This is a genomic window from Vagococcus sp. WN89Y (assembly GCF_052220145.1).
GTDB lineage: Bacteria > Pseudomonadota > Gammaproteobacteria > Enterobacterales > Enterobacteriaceae > Kosakonia.
In genome coordinates, this window is record NZ_JBQPOM010000028.1 from 243,942 (window position 1) to 262,266 (window position 18,325).

Annotated in this window: 19 protein-coding genes; 15 read left to right on the forward strand and 4 right to left on the reverse strand. The window is 58.4% G+C overall.

Annotated features, from left to right (window positions below; all coding sequences use genetic code 11):
* The first annotated feature begins 3 nt into the window (after window positions 1-3).
* Window positions 4-327: a YdbL family protein gene (locus ACTU3N_RS09790; protein WP_443085933.1), complete on the forward strand. Its 324-nt coding sequence runs from the start codon at window positions 4-6 to the stop codon at window positions 325-327.
* Here the strand turns inward: ACTU3N_RS09790 and feaR are convergent, their stop codons facing one another.
* A complete protein-coding gene (gene feaR, locus ACTU3N_RS09795; protein ID WP_443085934.1) occupies window positions 328-1,227 on the reverse strand; it encodes a transcriptional regulator FeaR in 900 nt (299 codons plus the stop codon).
* Window positions 1,228-1,417: 190 nt separating this feature from the next.
* On the opposite strand from feaR, the gene ACTU3N_RS09800 reads away from it, so the two are divergent.
* Complete coding sequence (locus tag ACTU3N_RS09800; RefSeq protein WP_443085935.1) at window positions 1,418-2,917, forward strand: aldehyde dehydrogenase family protein; 1,500 nt, start codon at window positions 1,418-1,420, stop codon at window positions 2,915-2,917.
* A gap of 393 nt (window positions 2,918-3,310) precedes the next feature.
* Here the strand turns inward: ACTU3N_RS09800 and ACTU3N_RS09805 are convergent, their stop codons facing one another.
* Window positions 3,311-4,078 carry an SDR family NAD(P)-dependent oxidoreductase gene (locus tag ACTU3N_RS09805; RefSeq protein WP_443085936.1) on the reverse strand — a complete coding sequence of 256 codons (768 nt, stop codon included), beginning with the start codon at window positions 4,076-4,078 and terminating at the stop codon, window positions 3,311-3,313.
* A 121-nt stretch (window positions 4,079-4,199) separates the two neighbouring features.
* Entirely contained in the window at window positions 4,200-6,239 is a 2,040-nt protein-coding gene (gene paaZ / locus ACTU3N_RS09810) for a phenylacetic acid degradation bifunctional protein PaaZ (protein ID WP_443085937.1), read from the reverse strand.
* A gap of 283 nt (window positions 6,240-6,522) precedes the next feature.
* Here paaZ and paaA point away from each other — a divergent pair, with 283 nt between their 5' ends.
* From paaA to paaY, 13 genes are all read left to right on the forward strand, one after another.
* Window positions 6,523-7,452, forward strand: coding sequence for a 1,2-phenylacetyl-CoA epoxidase subunit PaaA (paaA, locus tag ACTU3N_RS09815; protein WP_443085938.1), 930 nt, complete (start codon window positions 6,523-6,525; stop codon window positions 7,450-7,452).
* Between the two features lie 6 nt (window positions 7,453-7,458).
* Entirely contained in the window at window positions 7,459-7,749 is a 291-nt protein-coding gene (gene paaB / locus ACTU3N_RS09820; RefSeq protein WP_443085939.1) for a 1,2-phenylacetyl-CoA epoxidase subunit PaaB, read from the forward strand.
* Between the two features lie 8 nt (window positions 7,750-7,757).
* Entirely contained in the window at window positions 7,758-8,510 is a 753-nt protein-coding gene (gene paaC / locus ACTU3N_RS09825) for a 1,2-phenylacetyl-CoA epoxidase subunit PaaC (protein ID WP_443085940.1), read from the forward strand.
* Window positions 8,510-9,010 (forward strand): 1,2-phenylacetyl-CoA epoxidase subunit PaaD, encoded by a 501-nt coding sequence (gene paaD / locus ACTU3N_RS09830; RefSeq protein WP_443086179.1) that lies wholly within the window; start codon window positions 8,510-8,512, stop codon window positions 9,008-9,010. The genes paaC and paaD overlap by 1 nt, the downstream gene beginning before the upstream one ends.
* Before the next feature lie 8 nt (window positions 9,011-9,018).
* Complete coding sequence (gene paaE, locus ACTU3N_RS09835; protein ID WP_443085941.1) at window positions 9,019-10,089, forward strand: 1,2-phenylacetyl-CoA epoxidase subunit PaaE; 1,071 nt, start codon at window positions 9,019-9,021, stop codon at window positions 10,087-10,089.
* Entirely contained in the window at window positions 10,086-10,853 is a 768-nt protein-coding gene (gene paaF / locus ACTU3N_RS09840) for a 2,3-dehydroadipyl-CoA hydratase PaaF (protein ID WP_443085942.1), read from the forward strand. Before paaE ends, paaF begins: the two co-directional genes overlap by 4 nt.
* Window positions 10,854-10,855: 2 nt before the next feature.
* Window positions 10,856-11,644 carry a 2-(1,2-epoxy-1,2-dihydrophenyl)acetyl-CoA isomerase PaaG gene (paaG, locus tag ACTU3N_RS09845; protein ID WP_443085943.1) on the forward strand — a complete coding sequence of 263 codons (789 nt, stop codon included), beginning with the start codon at window positions 10,856-10,858 and terminating at the stop codon, window positions 11,642-11,644.
* Between the two features lies 1 nt (window position 11,645).
* Window positions 11,646-13,082 carry a 3-hydroxyacyl-CoA dehydrogenase PaaH gene (gene paaH / locus ACTU3N_RS09850; RefSeq protein WP_443085944.1) on the forward strand — a complete coding sequence of 479 codons (1,437 nt, stop codon included), beginning with the start codon at window positions 11,646-11,648 and terminating at the stop codon, window positions 13,080-13,082.
* The gene (paaI, locus tag ACTU3N_RS09855) at window positions 13,072-13,500 is read left to right on the forward strand and encodes a hydroxyphenylacetyl-CoA thioesterase PaaI (protein WP_443085945.1); all 429 of its coding nucleotides are present in this window, start codon (window positions 13,072-13,074) and stop codon (window positions 13,498-13,500) included. The genes paaH and paaI overlap by 11 nt, the downstream gene beginning before the upstream one ends.
* Complete coding sequence (gene pcaF / locus ACTU3N_RS09860) at window positions 13,493-14,698, forward strand: 3-oxoadipyl-CoA thiolase (protein ID WP_443085946.1); 1,206 nt, start codon at window positions 13,493-13,495, stop codon at window positions 14,696-14,698. Before paaI ends, pcaF begins: the two co-directional genes overlap by 8 nt.
* Window positions 14,695-16,035 (forward strand): phenylacetate--CoA ligase PaaK, encoded by a 1,341-nt coding sequence (gene paaK, locus ACTU3N_RS09865; protein ID WP_443085947.1) that lies wholly within the window; start codon window positions 14,695-14,697, stop codon window positions 16,033-16,035. The genes pcaF and paaK overlap by 4 nt, the downstream gene beginning before the upstream one ends.
* A gap of 77 nt (window positions 16,036-16,112) precedes the next feature.
* Window positions 16,113-17,018, forward strand: a complete 906-nt coding sequence (paaX, locus tag ACTU3N_RS09870; protein ID WP_443085948.1) for a phenylacetic acid degradation operon negative regulatory protein PaaX — start codon at window positions 16,113-16,115, stop codon at window positions 17,016-17,018.
* Between the two features lie 11 nt (window positions 17,019-17,029).
* Window positions 17,030-17,620 (forward strand): phenylacetic acid degradation protein PaaY, encoded by a 591-nt coding sequence (gene paaY, locus ACTU3N_RS09875; protein WP_443085949.1) that lies wholly within the window; start codon window positions 17,030-17,032, stop codon window positions 17,618-17,620.
* Window positions 17,621-17,649: 29 nt separating this feature from the next.
* Here the strand turns inward: paaY and azoR are convergent, their stop codons facing one another.
* The gene (gene azoR, locus ACTU3N_RS09880) at window positions 17,650-18,255 is read right to left on the reverse strand and encodes an FMN-dependent NADH-azoreductase (RefSeq protein WP_443085950.1); all 606 of its coding nucleotides are present in this window, start codon (window positions 18,253-18,255) and stop codon (window positions 17,650-17,652) included.
* Between the last annotated feature and the right edge of the window lie 70 nt (window positions 18,256-18,325).

The window sequence follows — 18,325 nt, forward strand, 5'->3', positions numbered from 1 at the left end:
ATGATGAAAAAACGTATTCTGGCCGCACTGCTGGCGCTTGGTCTGTACAGCACCGCCGCACAGGCGCTCACCCTTGACGAAGCGCGCACGCAGGGGCGCGTCGGTGAAACACTTCACGGCTATATTGCGCCGCTCAGCCAGGACAGGGAGACGCTGGCACTGGTTGAGCGGATTAATAAAGCGCGCAGCGAAAGCTATCAGCAACTGGCCGACAGCAATAATATTCCCGTGGATGATGTAGCCAAAATGGCCGGGCAGAAACTGGTCAACCGGGCGAAGCCGGGGGAGTATGTCCAGGGGATCAACGGCCAGTGGCTAAAAAAATAGTTAACGGCAGCGTTTACGATATTCGCCAGGCGACAGACCGAAACGCTGCTTAAAAGCCGTTGAAAAGTGGCTTTGATCGGTAAAACCCCAGTCGTGACCAATCGTGGCCAATTTTTCATCCGTTGCGGTCAGGCGTAACTGCTGCGCACAGAGATCAAGGCGGCGGTGCTTAATAAACTGCGCCACGACCAGCCCCTGATCGGCGAACATCCGGTAAAGGCTGCGCAGCGACATGCCATTCTCACGAGCAATCCACGCCGGGCGCAGCTCCTCGGCCTGGATGTTCTCATCAATAAATCCGAGCACTTTCTCAAACAACCGCTCCCGGCGAGTCGGCAGCGCCGTCTGCTGCTGCACAAGCGGGCGCAGCAGGCAAACCATCGCCGCCAGCGCCGCGTCGCTTTCCGCGCCGGTGAGCGAGCTGCTCTGCATACTCTCCTGCAATAAACGCTGGCACATCTGTACCATCGGTTGCGTGCCAGCGAGGCGTTGCGCACCCGGCGGCCGCAGCGGGCTATCCAGCAGCTGGCGTGGTAGCATCAGCGAAATCTGCGTTGATTTATCCTGCCACCAGAAAGAGCAGGGCAGCGCAGCATCGATAAGCGTCATATCCCCGGCCTGCAACACCGTCTGGCGATCCTGCTGAGCCATAACCGCTTCACCTGCCTGCTGAAACACCAGATAAAACCAGCCATCGTGACCGAGGGCTATCTCTTTGTATGTGCGAAAAAGATTGATACCACGCGTGGTGACGGTGCTGAGCTTGATGTGAGTGTTATGGCAGGGTTCCAGTTCGCCCATAACATCGTCGCCCAGGGGTTGCGCATTAAAATGCCCGCATGTCTGGTTCACCTTTGTCAGCCAGCGCTGGCAATGTTCCTCTTTATCCATTCGGGTCATTGCTTATCTCCGGGTGATGATGTTTTCACATTGTTGCACTGATGTTGCAATAAACAACGTCTGATGCGGTTTTTGTCACGTTTTGCGGTATCTGTCACACGCGGCAAAAAGGATGTCACGCACAGAAAAACAGCCGCTGCGCCACGAGCCTACCCTTAGACGATCTCTAGCCAAACTATAAGGAAAAGATATGTCTGAAGCCGAAGTCCCGGTACTTAATCAGGTACAGCAATTTCTTACCCGCAAGCACGGGCTGTATATCGATGGTTGTCAGGTTGCCTCTGAGAGCGAGCAGCGGCTGACGGTGTACGATCCGGCGAGCGGGCAGGCTATCTCTTCTTGCGCCGATGCCAGCACAGAAGATGTCGATAAAGCCGTGATGTCAGCGTGGCGCGCGTTTGTCGACCGTCGTTGGGCAGGGAAGTTGCCCGCCGAACGCGAACGCATCCTGTTGCGTTTCGCCGATCTGGTGGAGCAGCACACTGAGGAGCTGGCGCAACTGGAGACCCTGGAGCAGGGAAAATCTATCGGTATTTCCCGCGCATTTGAGGTGGGATGTACGCTGAACTGGATGCGCTACACCGCCGGGCTGACCACCAAAATCAGCGGCAGAACGCTGGATGTGTCGATCCCTTTACCGCCGGGCGCGCGTTATCAGGCCTGGACGCGCAAAGAGCCGGTTGGCGTGGTGGCGGGTATTGTGCCGTGGAACTTCCCGTTAATGATAGGCATGTGGAAAGTGATGCCAGCGCTGGCAGCGGGCTGTACCATCGTGATTAAGCCGTCGGAAACAACGCCGCTGACCATGCTGCGTGTTGCGGAGCTTGCCAGCGAAGCCGGGGTGCCGGACGGTGTGTTTAATGTCGTGACCGGCAGCGGCGCGGTGTGTGGTGCGGCGCTGAGCAGCCATCCGCAGGTGGCAAAAGTGAGTTTTACCGGCTCGACACAGACCGGCAAGCAGATAGCGCGCAGCGCCGCCGATCGCCTGACGCGCGTTACGCTGGAACTGGGGGGCAAAAACCCGGCGATTGTGCTGAAAGATGCCGATCCCGCCTGGGTCATCGAAGGGTTGATGGCAGGCAGTTTTCTCAATCAGGGGCAGGTGTGCGCGGCCAGCTCGCGTATCTATATTGAAGCGCCGCTGTTCGACAACCTGGTCGGTGATTTTGAGCAGGCGGTGAAATCGTTAAGCGTGGGGCCAGGGATGTCTACGCAGGCGCAGATCAACCCGGTGGTGTCTCGCGCGCATTGCGACAAGATTGGTCATTTCCTTGAAGATGCCAGAGCGCAGCTGGCCGAGCTTATCAGCGGCAATAGCGGCCCGAATCACGACGGTTACTATGTGCCGCCGACGCTGGTGATTAATCCGCAGGCGTCGCTGCGTTTAACCCACGAAGAAGTGTTCGGTCCGGTGGTTAACCTGGTGCGGGTGGCGGACGGGGAGGAGGCGCTGAGGTTGGCGAATGATACCGAGTACGGCCTGACCGCCAGCGTCTGGACAAAAGATATAAGCCAGGCGCTGGAGTTTGGCGATCGTCTGGCGGCGGGCACGGTATGGGTCAATAGCCACACCCTGATTGACGCTAACCTGCCGTTTGGCGGCATGAAACAGTCCGGCACCGGGCGCGATTTCGGCCCGGACTGGCTGGATGGCTGGTGCGAAACCAAAGCCGTTTGCGTCAGATATTAAATATATATCCGGTTACCTGCTATTGGCGGGCGAATTTTTAACCCTATATCTTTCTAAAATTAATTATATATTTTTCTTTGGGACATTTTAAAAATATGCATACATGTCTTAGGAACACTCGGTTCGGGGGAGAGATATACTTATCTCAAGTAATGCCATCTCGCTGTTGGCTTATCATTAATTAGGACGAGAAGAGCGCAATCGCCAACGCCAGCTTCGTGATCTTCATCATAACCTCTGCGAGTTGTGTTGTTATTTTCTCCACCATAACAACCCCTTGCGCCATCAGGCTTGCCTGCACCTGCCAGGTTATTTGTCCACCGTGCCACTCCTGAGCGCAGGCAAAAAAAAAGCCGCAACGCGGCGCGCTGCGGCTTTAAGGCAATCATAGTTTTACTGAATAGCTACGCTCATACCCCCATCGGCCATGACGACGGAGCCAACCAGGTAACTGGCGCGATCGGAAGCCAGAAATGCAATGACTTCAGCAATCTCCTCCGGGCTGGCCGCGCGCCCGATAGGCGCATGGGTACCGTGCTCAGCAAGAAAAGCACGCCCGTCAGGGTTGATTGCATTCGCAATATTCGTGACCACATCGCCGGAACCCACGGCATTCACCCGTATACCATGCGGAATAGCTTCCAGCGCCAGCGTGCGGGTAAGTTGTGCCAGCGCGCCTTTTGACGCCGCGTAGGCGGCAAGAGCAGGGAAGGTCTGAAAGCAGGCATAGGAGCCGACATTCACAATGGCACCGCTGCCCGCCGCCATCATCGGGCGCAGCGCTTCACGGGCAAAGAGAAACGCGCCAGTTGCGTTTACCGCCAGCACCCGGTTCCATTCTTCAAGGCTCATCTCCACGACCGGCTTGTTGATAATAATTCCGGCGTTATTTACCAGGATATCAAGCCGCCCGTAACAATCGAGGGCGGTTTTCACCGCCAAAGCAGCACTCTCCTCGTAGCGGACATCGGCAACCAGCCCGGTAATGCCTTCTCTGTTAAGCTGCAAAACCTCTTCTTCAAGGCTCAGCGCAACCACCTTCACACCCTGACGGTGGAGTAACAGCGTCGTCGCCAGCCCAATGCCACTGGCGGCACCGGTAACGATTGCCACGCGGCCCGCCAGGGTGTCTTTGTCGTACTGAGCAGTCATGTCGGTCATCAGAAAGCCTCCGAAGTTAGTCTGTAGATATGATTCACACTGATGCGTGAACCTGCATACAGCCTAAAACCCCGCAGGCTTGCCTGGCAGACCTGAAGCTATTCCATCCTTGCCTTTTTCTCTAAAAATCGCCGTGCTGGCGAGCAACCAGCGTCAGAATTGAGTAGAGCGCAACCGCGTGTTGATGCTGGTTAAAAATCTCGACGGCCCACTCCACAACGCCACACGGTTTGTCTTCTGCTGTTTTCTGCCGCTTCACCGTCTTACGTTTACAGGTGAGACGCACCTGCAAGGTGTCGCCTGGCTTCACCGGCTCGATAAAGCGCAAATTCTCCATGCCGTAGTTGGCAATCACCGGCCCGACGCCCGCATCCACAAACAACCCGGCTGCCGCTGAAATCACGAAATAACCATGCACCACACGTTCGCCAAAGAGGGATTGTTCCGCGCCAATTTTATCCATATGCGCATAGAAATGATCGCCACTGAGGCAGGCAAAGTTAACGATGTCGGCTTCGGTCATGGTGCGGCGCGCCGTCAACAGACTGTCGCCTGGCTGTAGCTCTTCAAAGTATTTGCGAAACGGATGGATTCTATCTTCCTGTACAGCGGCACCGCGTACCCACTGCTGGCTGATAGCGGCCAGCATGTCCGGGCTGCCTTGCACAGCGGTGCGCTGCATATAATGTTTAACCGCGCGCAAGCCACCCAGCTCTTCACCGCCGCCCGCGCGGCCAGGACCGCCATGCACCAGCTGTGGTAAGGGGGAACCGTGCCCGGTGGACTCTTTCGCCGATGTCTGGTTCAGGATCTGGATACGGCCATGCGCGCGCGCGGCGTGCAGGATAAACGCCCGCGCCAGCCCGGCATCAGCCGTCACCACGGTGCCGACGAGGCTGCCCTGGCCCGCACAGGCCAGCGCCATAGCGTGCTCGCGGGAGCGGGCGGGCATCAGGGTGGCGACCGGGCCGAAGGCTTCCACTTCATGCACTGCGTGGGATTCATCAGGGCAGGGGCAGAACAACAGCGTTGGCGGGAAAAACGCGCCGGGCGCGCTACGGTCTGCTTTCCCGCCGAGTAGTGGCTCGCAGCCTGCGCTGATTAATGTATCGACCTTCTCCTGCACATCCTCGCGCTGTTCAATATTGACCAGCGAACCCATTTTTACGCCTTCCTGCGCCGGATCGCCGGGTATTATCGCGCTAAGTCGTGCGATCAGCGCCTGGCTCACCGCTTGCACCTGCGCCTGCGGCACAATAATACGGCGAATCGCGGTACATTTTTGCCCGGCTTTCGCCGTCATTTCGCGTACCACTTCGCGGATAAACAGCGCAAATTCAGGCTGTTCCGGCGACACATCCTCGCCCAACACGCAGCAGTTCAGCGAGTCGGCTTCCATGGTGAAAGGGATGGAACGCGCGACAAGGTTCGGGTGAACGCGCAATTTTTGCCCGGTCGCGGCAGAACCGGTAAAGGTGACCACATCCTGGCTATCAAGCTGGTCAAGCAAATCCCCTGCGCCACCACAAATCAGGCTGATGGCGCCGTCCGGCACCAGTTTGCTGTCGATAATGGATTGCACCATCGCCTGCGTGACCTGCGCGGTGGCGGTTGCTGGTTTGATAATTGCCGGCACACCTGCAAGCCACGTAGGGGCCAGCTTCTCCAGCATGCCCCAGCAGGGGAAGTTAAACGCGTTGATATGCACCGCCACGCCCGCTTTGGTGGTGAGAACGTGGCGGGCGGCAAATCCGCCCTCTTTAGAAAGCGGGATCAGTTCATCTTCCGGCCACAGGGTATCGTCCGGCAGTTCACGGTTGCCAAGACCGGCATAGGTGAAAAGGGTGCCGATACCGCCTTCGATATCTACCCAGCTATCGGTGCGGGTCGCGCCAGTCTGCGCCGACAGGGCGTAAAAGTGCGCTTTATTTTCCAGCAGATGCTTCGCCACCGCTTTTAGCATGGCCGCGCGTTCAATAAATGTCATGGCGCGCAGAGAAGCACCGCCATGCTCGATGGCGAAACGGCGTGCAGCGGCCATATCCAGCCCTTCGCTGCTCACGGCGTAGAGCGCCTCGCCATTCAGCGCATGGTGAATGGTGCGGGCATCTCCCTGGCCGGTTTGCCAACGGCCTGCTACATAACTGGCTAACTGTTGCATCACTTCTCTCCACGTGTTTCATCATTTTGCTTTAAAGCATTCGATTCTGTATCGAAAAATGCAAGCCTGAATTTAATATTTTATTAACAATGTGATGCGATGAAGATTTGCATGTTTCGCTATCTCCCTGTATCAACAAAGAAACACCAATCATTCTGCGAGTGTGATCGCAAAAAACAACTCACTGGATTGCCCACCTCTTTAACGCTGGCGTAACTTTTATTAAACAAAATGATTCACTGACAGCTTTAAATATATTTTTTATGAATCGCAAGGTGACGCCGTGACAGAAGAACAACGCTTTGAGGCGCGTATCGCACAGGAGAGCGCGATCGAAGCCCAGGACTGGATGCCTGATGCCTACCGGAAAACGCTAATCCGTCAGATTGGTCAACATGCGCATTCAGAAATCGTCGGCATGCTGCCGGAGGGAAACTGGATAACCCGCGCGCCAACCTTAAATCGCAAAGCGATTCTGCTGGCGAAAGTGCAGGACGAAGCCGGGCATGGCTTATACCTCTACAGCGCCGCAGAAACCCTGGGCTGCGCGCGCGAAGACCTTTACCAGAAGATGCTCGACGGGCAGATGAAATACTCCTCCATCTTTAACTACCCCACGCTGAGCTGGGCCGACATTGGCGTGATCGGCTGGCTGGTTGATGGCGCTGCGATTGTTAATCAGGTCGCGCTTTGCCGCACCTCCTACGGCCCGTACGCCCGCGCAATGGTGAAAATCTGTAAAGAGGAGAGCTTTCACCAGCGCCAGGGGTTTGAGGCCTGCATGGCGCTGGCTAACGGCAACGATGCGCAGCGCCAGATGTTACAGGACGCCATCAACCGCTTCTGGTGGCCGGCGCTGATGATGTTCGGCCCGAATGATGACAACTCGCCCAACAGTGCCCGCAGTCTCGCATGGAAAATCAAGCGCTTTGGTAATGACGAACTGCGCCAGCGGTTTGTCGACAACACCGTGCCGCAGGTTGAGCTGCTGGGGATGACGGTGCCCGATCCTGCGTTGCATTTTGATGAAAGCAGCGGGCATTACCGCTTTGGTGAGATCGACTGGCAGGAATTTAATGACGTGATTAACGGCCGTGGCATCTGCAACCACGAGCGTCTGGCGGCAAAACGCAAAGCCTGGGAAGAGGGCGAATGGGTGCGTGAAGCAGCGCTGGCGCATGGGCAAAAACAACAGACGCGCAATGTGGCGTAAGGGGAAATGATGAGTAATGTCTACTGGCCGTTATATGAAGTGTTCGTGCGTAACAAGCAAGGCTTATCGCACCGTCATGTGGGCAGCCTGCACGCGGCTGACGATCGCATGGCGCTGGAAAACGCCCGCGATGCGTACACACGGCGTAGCGAAGGCTGCTCCATCTGGGTGGTAAAAGCCAGCGAAATTGTCGCCTCACAACCGGAAGAGAAAGGCGAATTTTTCGATCCCGCCGAGAGCAAAATCTACCGTCATCCCACCTTTTACACCTTGCCTGACGGCATCGAGCATATGTGAGGCCGCCCATGACAACGCAAGCAATCGCAACTTATGCGCTGCGCCTCGGCGATAACGGTCTGGTGCTCTCCCAGCGTCTGGGCGCCTGGTGCGGCCATGCGCCGGAGCTGGAAATCGATCTGGCGCTGGCGAATATCGGTCTCGATCTGCTGGGACAGGCGCGAAACTTCCTCAGCTATGCGGCCGAATTGCAGGGCGAGGGCGATGAAGACACGCTGGCTTTTCTGCGTGATGAGCGGGCATTTTGCAACCTGCTGTTAGCCGAACAACCTAACGGTAATTTTGCCGATACCCTGGCGCGGCAATTCTTTATCGATGCCTGGCATGTCGCCCTGTATGAGCGCCTGACCGCCAGCCGCGACGCGCAGCTTGCCGCCATTGCCGCCAAAGCGCTTAAAGAAGTGCGTTACCACCTGCGTTTCAGCCGTGGCTGGCTGGTGCGCCTGGGAGACGGCACGCCGCTTTCCGCACAGAAAATGCAGCAAGCCATCGACAACCTCTGGCGTTTTACTGGCGAGCTATTTGCCGCCGATGCGCTGGACATCGCCCTCAGTGAGCAAGGTATTGCGGTCGACCCACGCGTGCTGCAACAGCCGTGGCAGCAGGAAATCGCCAGCGCACTTGCCGACGCCGGGCTGCGCGTGCCGAAAGAGGGCGCGTTTCGCCAGGGCGGTAAACAGGGGCTGCATACCGAGCACCTCGGGCCGATGCTCGCCGAGATGCAATATCTACAGCGTGCATGGCCGGGGAGTCACTGGTGATGGACACGCAACGCCTGAATATTGAACCGGCAGACGTCCACGCGGTGTGGGCGCTGTTGAGCGCCATTCCCGACCCGGAAGTGCCGGTACTGAGCATCACCGATCTGGGCATGGTGCGTAGCGTGGCGCGCCAGGCGCAGGGCTGGGTGATTGGCTTTACGCCCACCTACTCAGGCTGCCCGGCGACGGAGCATCTGCTGGCTGCTATCCGCGAAGCGATGACCGCGCAGGGATATCTGCCGGTACATATCGTTATCCAGCTTGACCCGCCGTGGACGACAGACTGGATGAGCGCGCCAGCACGCGAACGCCTGCGTCGCTACGGTATCAGCCCGCCGCAGGCGCACGCCTGCCACACCGGTTTACCGACGCAGGTGAGCTGCCCGCGCTGCGCCAGTACGCAGAGCACCCTAATCAGCGAGTTTGGCTCCACGGCCTGTAAAGCGCTGTACCGCTGCGACAATTGTCGCGAGCCGTTCGACTATTTCAAATGTATCTGAGGGCAGTGATGACAACTTTTCATTCACTTACGGTGGCAAGCGTAGAGGCGGAAACCGTTGACGCGGTGACCATCACCTTTGCCATCCCGCAGGCGCTTCAGCACGCGTACCGTTTTCGTCCTGGCCAGCATTTAACGCTAAAAACGCACCTCGCGGGTGAAGATCTGCGCCGCTGTTACTCTATCTGTCGCAGCCGACATCCGGGTGAAATCAGCGTGGCGGTGAAAGCCATCGAAGGCGGGCGTTTCTCACGCTATGCGCAACGCGAAATCCGCGAGGGCATGACGCTGGAGGTCATGGTGCCGCAAGGGCAGTTTGGCTATCAGCCGCAGGCCCGGCATGAAGGATGCTACCTTGGCATCGCCGCCGGTTCCGGCATCACGCCGATGCTGGCCATTGTTGCCGCCACGCTGCAAACCGAGCCACACAGCCACTTCACGCTGATTTACGGCAATCGCAGCAGCCAGAGCATGATGTTTCGCCAGGCGCTGGCCGATTTGAAAGACCGCTATCCGCAGCGCCTGCAACTGGTGTCGGTATTCAGCCAGGAGACGCTGGAGAGCGACCTGTTACACGGGCGAATCGACAGCGAAAAATTACGCGCGCTCGGTGAGCGGCTGATTGATTTTTCACGCTTTGAGCAGGCCTTTATTTGTGGCCCGTCGGCAATGATGGACGACGCTGAAAATGCGCTGCTGGCGCTGGGGATGGCGGCAGAAACTATCCACCTCGAACGTTTCAACACGCCGGGTAAAGCGGTGCGCCAAAGCGTTGGCGTGCAGGCTCAGGGGCGCAGCGTCACCGTGCGCCAGGATGGGCGCGATCGCCTGATAACCCTGAGCGCCGATGATGAAAGCATCCTTGATGCGGCGCTGCGACAAGGTGCCGACCTGCCGTACGCCTGTAAAGGCGGCGTCTGTGCAACCTGTAAATGCAAAGTGTTACGCGGCGAAGTTGCGATGGCGATGAACTACAGCCTGGAGCCGGACGAGCTGGCGGCAGGGTACGTGCTGAGTTGCCAGTCGCTGCCAAAAGGCGATGACGTGGTGGTTGATTTTGACGCGCGGGGGATGGCATGAGCGGACTGATGCAAACCCGCCACGATCGCGTGTTGCGGCTAACACTTAACCGCCCACAGGCGCGTAATGCGCTCAACAACGCGCTGCTTGGCGAACTCGCCGATGCGCTGGACGCAGCCGCAACCGATCCGGGTATCGCGGCCTGCCTGATTACGGGTAACAGACGTTTTTTTGCCGCAGGCGCGGATTTACACGAAATGGCGCAAAACGACCTCGCCGCCACGCTCAATGATATCCGCCCCCGCTTATGGGCGCGCATCGATGCATTCAACAAACCTTTGATTGCCTCGGTGAACGGTTACGCGCTCGGCGCTGGCTGCGAGCTGGCAATGCTGTGCGATGTGGTCATCGCAGGGGACAACGCCCGTTTCGGCCTGCCGGAAATCACGCTCGGGCTGATGCCAGGCGCGGGTGGTACGCAGCGGCTTATCCGCAGCGTCGGCAAAGCGCTTGCCAGCAAAATGGTGCTCAGCGGTGAGGCGATAACCGCCCGCCAGGCGCAGCAGGCCGGGCTGATCAGCGATGTCACGCCGGTTGCGCTAACCGATGAATACGCCCTGCAACTGGCAACCACCATCGCCAGCCGCGCGCCGCTGGCGTTGCAGGCGGCGAAACAGGCGTTGCGCCAGGCGCAGGAGGTCAGCCTGCATGCCGGGCTGAGCACCGAGCGCCAGCTCTTTACGCTGCTGGCGGCAACGGACGATCGTCGCGAAGGCATCACTGCTTTTATCGAAAAACGCTCCCCCGAATTCAAAGGACGCTAATCATGGACGCACTTATTTTAAGCACCATCGAGCACGGGGTGATGACCCTGACCCTGAATCGCCCGGCGCGGCTGAACAGCTTTAATGACGAGATGCATCATCAGCTCGCTGATTGTCTGACTCAGGCAGAGCGGGACGAGACGGTGCGCTGCCTGCTTATTACCGGCGCCGGGCGCGGTTTTTGCGCAGGCCAGGATCTCAACGACCGAAACGTTGATCCCAGCGGCCCGCCACCGGATCTCGGCGACTCCGTCGAGCGCTTTTACAACCCGCTGGTGCGTCGGCTCGCCAGGCTGCCAAAACCGGTGATTGCCGCCGTAAACGGTGTCGCCGCCGGCGCAGGGGCAACGCTTGCGTTGGGCTGTGATATCGTCATTGCCTCCCGCTCAGCAACCTTTGTTATGGCCTTCAGTAAGCTCGGTCTGGTGCCTGACTGCGGCGGAAGCTGGTATCTGCCGCGCCTTGCCGGGCGCGCCAGAGCGATGGGACTGGCGCTGCTTGGCGACAAACTCAGCGCGGAGCAGGCCTGGCAGTGGGGCATGATTTGGCAGATGGTCGAAGAGAACGAACTGCCCGACACCAGCCTGCAACTGGCGCGCCACCTGGCCCAACAGCCGACTTACGGTCTGGGACTCATCAAACAGGCGCTGCTCGCCTCTGAAACCAACACGCTTGATGAACAACTGACGCTGGAGCGCGACTACCAGCGGCTGGCCGGGCGCAGCGATGATTACCGCGAAGGGGTGAGCGCTTTTCTGGCAAAACGCCCAGCGCATTTTACGGGGAAATAAAATGAGCGAGCTATTTACCGTCGCGGTGATTGGCAGCGGCACGATGGGCGCGGGGATTGCGGAAGTCGCCGCCAGCAACGGCCACCAGGTATTGCTGTACGACATTGCGGGCGATGCGCCTGCCCGCGCTATCGAGGGTATTCGCCAGCGGCTGGCCTCCCGCGTTGCTCGCGGAAAAATTGACGCACAGCGCAGCGAAACCATTCTTGCCTGCCTGCGCCCGGTCACAGAACTGCATGATTTAGCCCGTGCAGGTCTGGTTATCGAAGCCGCATCTGAGCGCCTGGAGATCAAAACGGCGCTCTTTAAACAGCTGGCAGAAATCTGCCCGGCAGAAACGCTGCTGACCAGCAACACCTCATCGATTTCCATCACCGCCATTGCGGCGGATATCCCGCACCCGGAGCGCGTGGCCGGACTGCACTTTTTTAACCCCGCGCCGGTAATGACGCTGGTTGAAGTGGTCAGCGGGCTGGCGACCTCCGCGCAAGTGGTGGACACGCTTTGCGCCATCGCCTCCCGTTGGGGTAAGCAGCCGGTGCGCTGCCAGTCCACGCCAGGTTTTATCGTTAACCGTGTGGCGCGACCTTTCTATGCCGAAGCCTGGCGCGCGCTGGAAGAGCAGATCGCACCCGCCGAAACGATTGACGCTGCGCTGCGTGATGCTGGCAGGTTTCCGATGGGGCCGCTGGAACTTACCGATCTGATTGGTCAGGACGTCAACTTTGCCGTCACCTGCTCGGTATTTAACGCGTTCTGGCAGGAGCGGCGCTTTCTGCCATCGCTGTTTCAGCAGGAGCTGGTGCTGGCCGGGCGGCTCGGCAAGAAGAGCGGTCACGGCGTCTACCGCTGGCCGGGTGAGCATCAGCCCGACTGGCTGGCAGAAAAAGGAACCGGCGCACAGGCCCGGCAGGTTATCACTGCTCGTGACAGTGTCACTAAAAATCCTCTGACCGAGCTGGACGAGCTGCTGCTGATAGAGACCGATGGCGAGACGGCACAGTCGCTGTCTGCCCGCCGACAGCGCCCGGTGGTGGTTTTTGATTTGAGCGAAGGCGACACGGTCGTGCTGGCGGCGGCAGCGAGTAATCAGCAGGCCGACACGGACAAGGCCGTGCGCTATTTCCAGCAGCAGGGCAAGCGGGTGTTGCAGATTGCCGACTATCCGGGGCTTTTGGTGTGGCGCACGGTCGCCATGCTTGTCAATGAAGCGCTGGACGCATTGCAAAAAGGTGTCGCCAGCGCCGCGGATATCGATACCGCCATGCGCCTGGGCGTGAATTACCCGCGCGGGCCGCTGCGCTGGGGCGAAATGCTTGGCTGGCAACGCGTGCTGCGCGTGCTGGAAAACCTGCAACGTTACTACGGCGAGGAGCGTTATCGCCCCTGTTCATTACTGCGCCAACGCGCGCTGACGGAGGGATGTTATGAGTCATAACGCCTGGCGCAACGCGCGCGCCATGTATGAAAACGATAACTGCGCGAGGGCGCTGGGTATCGACATCATTGAGATGGATGACGGGGCAGCAACGGTCACGATGACCGTGACGCAGCAGATGCTTAACGGCCATCAATCCTGTCACGGCGGGCAGCTTTTTTCACTGGCGGACACGGCGTTCGCTTACGCCTGTAACAGCCAGGGCCTGGCGGCTGTCGCCTCTGCCTGCCAGATCGATTTTCTGCGTCCTGCGTTTGCGGGCGACAAACTGACGGCCACGGCGAGCGTGCGCCACCAGGGCAAACTGACCGGTGTCTATGACATCGAAATCGTTAACCAGCAGCAGAAAACCGTGGCGCTGTTTCGCGGGAAATCTCACCGCACAGGCGGCAACGTAACAGGAGAACAGGATGCGTGATGCCTTTATTTGCGACGGTGTTCGCACACCGGTAGGGCGCTATGGCGGCGCACTCGCGACGGTGCGCGCCGATGATTTAGCCGCCATTCCCCTTAAAGCGCTGTTGGCGCGTTATCCACGGCTTGATGCCGAACGTATTGATGATGTGATTCTGGGCTGCGCCAACCAGGCCGGGGAGGACAACCGCAACGTGGCGCGCATGGCGACCTTACTCGCCGGGCTACCCCAGAGCGTTTCCGGGACCACCATCAACCGCTTATGTGGCTCCGGACTTGATGCCATCGGTTTTGCCGCGCGCGCAATTAAAGCGGGCGATGCCGAACTGCTGCTGGCGGGCGGCGTGGAGTCCATGTCGCGCGCGCCGTTTGTGATGGGTAAAGCCAGCGCGGCGTTTCAGCGCCAGGCGGAGCTGTTTGATACCACCATCGGCTGGCGTTTTGTGAACCCGCTCATGGCCCAGCACTTTGGCACTGACAGCATGCCGGAAACCGCAGAGAATGTAGCGCAGTTGTTAAATATCAGCCGAAGCGATCAGGATGCTTTCGCCTGGCGTAGCCAGCAACGCGCCGCCCGCGCTCAGCGTGAGGGCATTCTGGCCCAGGAGATCGTACCGGTACTGGTCGCGGGCAAAAAGGGCGCGGTCAGCGAGATAAGCCAGGATGAGCATCCGCGACCGGAGACGACGCCAGACCAGCTTAGCGCGTTGAAAGCCCCGTTTCGCGCCAATGGTGTCATCACGGCGGGCAATGCTTCCGGCGTTAACGATGGCGCAGCCGCGCTGATTATTGCCAGCGAACAGATGGCGCTTGCCCAGGGGTTAACACCGCGAGCACGCATCCTGGCGATGGCCACCGCAGGCGTAGAGCCACGCCTGATGGGGCTGGGGCCAGTGCCCGCCACGCGAAAAGTGCTGGAGCGTGCCGGGCTAAGCATTCATCAGATGGATGTTATTGAATTAAACGAAGCGTTTGCAGCGCAGGCGCTGGGCGTACTCAGGCAGCTGGGTATCGCTGACGACGCTGCGCATGTCAATCCTAACGGGGGAGCCATTGCGTTAGGCCATCCGCTGGGCATGAGCGGCGCGCGGCTGGCCTTAACCGCCAGTCTCGAATTACAACGACGAAACGGGCGATATGCGCTCTGTACGATGTGTATCGGCGTGGGTCAGGGCATTGCCATGATCCTGGAAAAAGTGTGAGCCACCTGCGAGTACCCGACAAAATGATAAGAACCGACAAGCTTGACCCTATCGAATGTGCATCGCGCGATGAACTGGAAGCCTTGCAGACCACGCGCATGAAATGGACGCTGCAACATGCGTACCAAAATGTACCGATGTATCGCCGAAAATTCGACGCGGCGGGCGTACATCCTGACGATTTCAAAGAGCTGAGTGATATCCGCAAGTTTCCCTGTACCACCAAGCAGGATTTGCGTGACAACTACCCGTTCGACACCTTTGCCGTGCCAATGGAGCAGGTCGTGCGCGTGCATGCTTCATCCGGCACCACCGGTAAACCCACGGTCGTGGGCTACACGCAGCGAGATATTGATAACTGGGCCAGTCTTGTTGCGCGCTCATTACGGGCGGCGGGCGGTACGGCGAAGGATAAAATTCACGTTGCTTATGGTTATGGATTGTTCACCGGCGGGCTGGGCGCGCATTACGGCGCGGAGCGTCTGGGCGCGACGGTGATTCCGATGTCCGGCGGGCAGACGGAAAAACAGGCGCAGCTGATCCGGGATTTTCAGCCGGACATGATCATGGTCACGCCGTCGTACTGCCTGAATCTTATCGAGGAGCTGGAGCGGCAAATGGGCGGCGATGCCAGCGGCTGTTCGCTGCGTGTCGGCGTTTTTGGCGCAGAACCCTGGACGCGGGCAATGCGTGACGAAATAGAACGGCGCCTCGGTATCACGGCGCTGGATATTTACGGTCTGTCCGAAGTGATGGGGCCGGGTGTGGCGATGGAGTGCATCGAAACCGCCGACGGGCCAACTATCTGGGAAGATCACTTTTACCCGGAGATTGTAAACCCTAACGATGGCACGCCGCTGGCAGACGGAGAGCAGGGCGAACTGCTGTTTACCACGCTGACCAAAGAAGCGCTGCCGGTTATCCGCTATCGCACGAGGGATTTAACCCGCCTGTTGCCGGGCACCGCGCGTACCATGCGGCGTATGGATCGCATCAGCGGGCGCTCTGACGATATGCTGATTATTCGTGGTGTTAATGTGTTCCCGTCGCAGCTGGAAGAAGAGATCGTCAAATTTGAGCATCTCTCGCCACATTATCAGTTAGAAGTGCAACGCAACGGCCATCTTGATTCACTTGCCGTGCGCGTGGAGCTTAAAGAGAGCAGTTTGTGGCTAAGCCACGAGCAGCGCTGCCAGGTGTGTCACCAGTTGCGCCATCGCATCAAATCAATGGTGGGCATCTCGACCGATATCACCATTGTTAACTGTGGCAGCCTGCCGCGCTCGGAAGGTAAAGCCTGTCGGGTGTTTGACTTACGCAAGGCGGCCAACAGTTAATCATCCTCCCTGCAGGGGTAGCCAGGGGGTTATGCTATGATTCGCTGTGGGCCTATAACACTACTTCACTGAATCACATGAACAAACTGGATGAGTTTTTGCAGCGCGCCGCCAGCGACGGGCCGGTCAGCGGCACCTCGTTAATTGCCTCACTTTATGGCGATGCACTGTTGCATCGTGGCGGTGAAGTCTGGCTAGGAAGCCTGGTGGCGCTCCTTGAAGGGCTGGGGTTTGGTGAACGCTTTGTTCGCACAGCGCTATTTCGCCTGAATAAAGAAGGGTGGCTGGATGTGGAGCGCATCGGGCGGCGCAGCTTTTATCGCTTAAGCGATCGCGGCCAGCGCCAGGCGCGGCGGGCGGAGAGCAAAATCTACCGTGCCGAACAACCTGCGTGGGACGGCACCTGGCTGCTGTTGCTCTCAGAAGGACTGGACAAAGCAACGCTGGCGGATGTGAAAAAACAGCTGATGTGGCAGGGGTTTGGCGCGCTGGCGCCGAGCCTGATGGCATCGCCATCGCAAAAGCTGCCGGATGTGCAGGCCTTCTTACATGAAGCGGGCGTGGCCGGGCAGGTTATCTGTTTCGAGGCCAGCTGCCCGCCGGGGCTGTCGCATGGCGCATTGCGCTCGCGCGTGGAAAGTTGCTGGCAACTGACCGGGCAGAACGCAATGTATGAAGCGTTTATCCGCATGTTCCGCCCGCTGCTCACACTGCTGGAGAGCGAAACACTGACGCCGGAGCGCTGCTTTCACCTGCAACTGCTGCTGATTCATTTTTATCGTCGCGTGGTGCTCAAAGATCCCATGTTGCCGGAAGCGCTACTGCCGCCGCACTGGGCCGGGCAGAGCGCCCGCCAGCTCTGTATTAATATCTGGCAACGGTTGGCTGCCGGTTCGCTGGCGTTTGTCAGCGAGAAAGGTGAAACCTCTGTCGGGCCGCTGCCTGAACCTGGCAGCCTCTATTTTCAACGTTTCAAACGCTAACAGGAGCCGCAATGCCCATTTATCAGATTGATGGAATGACGCCTGTCGTCCCGCCGGAGAGCTATGTTCACCCAACGGCAGTACTGATTGGCGATGTTATTTTAGGTAAAAGGGTTTATGTCGGGCCAAACGCCAGTCTGCGCGGTGATTTTGGTCGTATCGTCGTCTGTGACGGGGCGAATATTCAGGATAACTGCGTGATGCACGGTTTTCCAGGCCAGGACACGGTGGTTGAAGAAGAGGGGCATATTGGTCACAGCGCGATTTTGCATGGCTGCGTTATCAAACGTAATGCGCTGATTGGCATGAACGCCGTGATCCTCGATGGCGCAATCATCGGTGAAAACAGTATCGTTGGCGCCGCTGCTTTTATTAAGGCCAACGCAGAGATGCCCGCCAACTATTTGATTGTCGGCAGCCCGGCAAAAGCTATCCGTCGCTTACGCGATGAGGAAATGGACTGGAAAAAGCAGGGCACGCGGGAGTATCAGGTGCTGGTTGAGCGCTGTCAGCAGACGCTGCGGGAAGTGGAACCCTTGCAAGAGGCTGAAGCGGGGCGCAAAAGACTGGTGTTTGATGAGAATTTACGACCCAAAAAATAGTCCCTCGCTTCGAAAAGCGAGGGCGAACATCAGGCAGCGACCAGGCTGTCGATAGCGGCTTTCGCATCGTTTTGCGCTTTGGACGCCACTTCCGGGCCGTAGGCGATGCCTTCGGCAAAGACAAAGTTCACATCGGTAATACCGATGAAACCGAGGAACAGTTTCAGGTAAGGTGCGACCAGGTCAGACGGGGTATCTTTATGGATACCGCCACGGCTGGAGAGGATAACCGCACGTTTGCCGGTGACCAGGCCTTCCGGGCCCGCTTCGGTGTAACGGAAAGTGACGCCCGCGCGCGCAACCAGGTCGAAATAGTTTTTCAGCTGCGTCGGGATGTTGAAGTTGTACATCGGGGCATTAATCACGATAACATCATGCGCTTTCAGTTCTTCGATAAGCTCATCAGACAGGGTCAGCGCTTCCTGCTGGCGCGGCGTCAACGGCGCATCGCTCGGGCGCAGCGCGCCAACCAGCTCGCCATCCAGCACCGGCACCGGGTTTGCGGCCAGGTCGCGTACGGTAATCTGATCGGCAGCGTGCTTTTCGCGCCACTGCTCAATAAAATAATCTGCCAGCTGACCAGACTGTGAATACCCTGCCAGAATACTGGATTTAAGGACTAAAACCTTACGCATAGGATGTTTCCTTTGTTGTTTTTACGGTGGGTTGCCCCGTCTTTAGCGTCACACTCTATTCACAAACTCC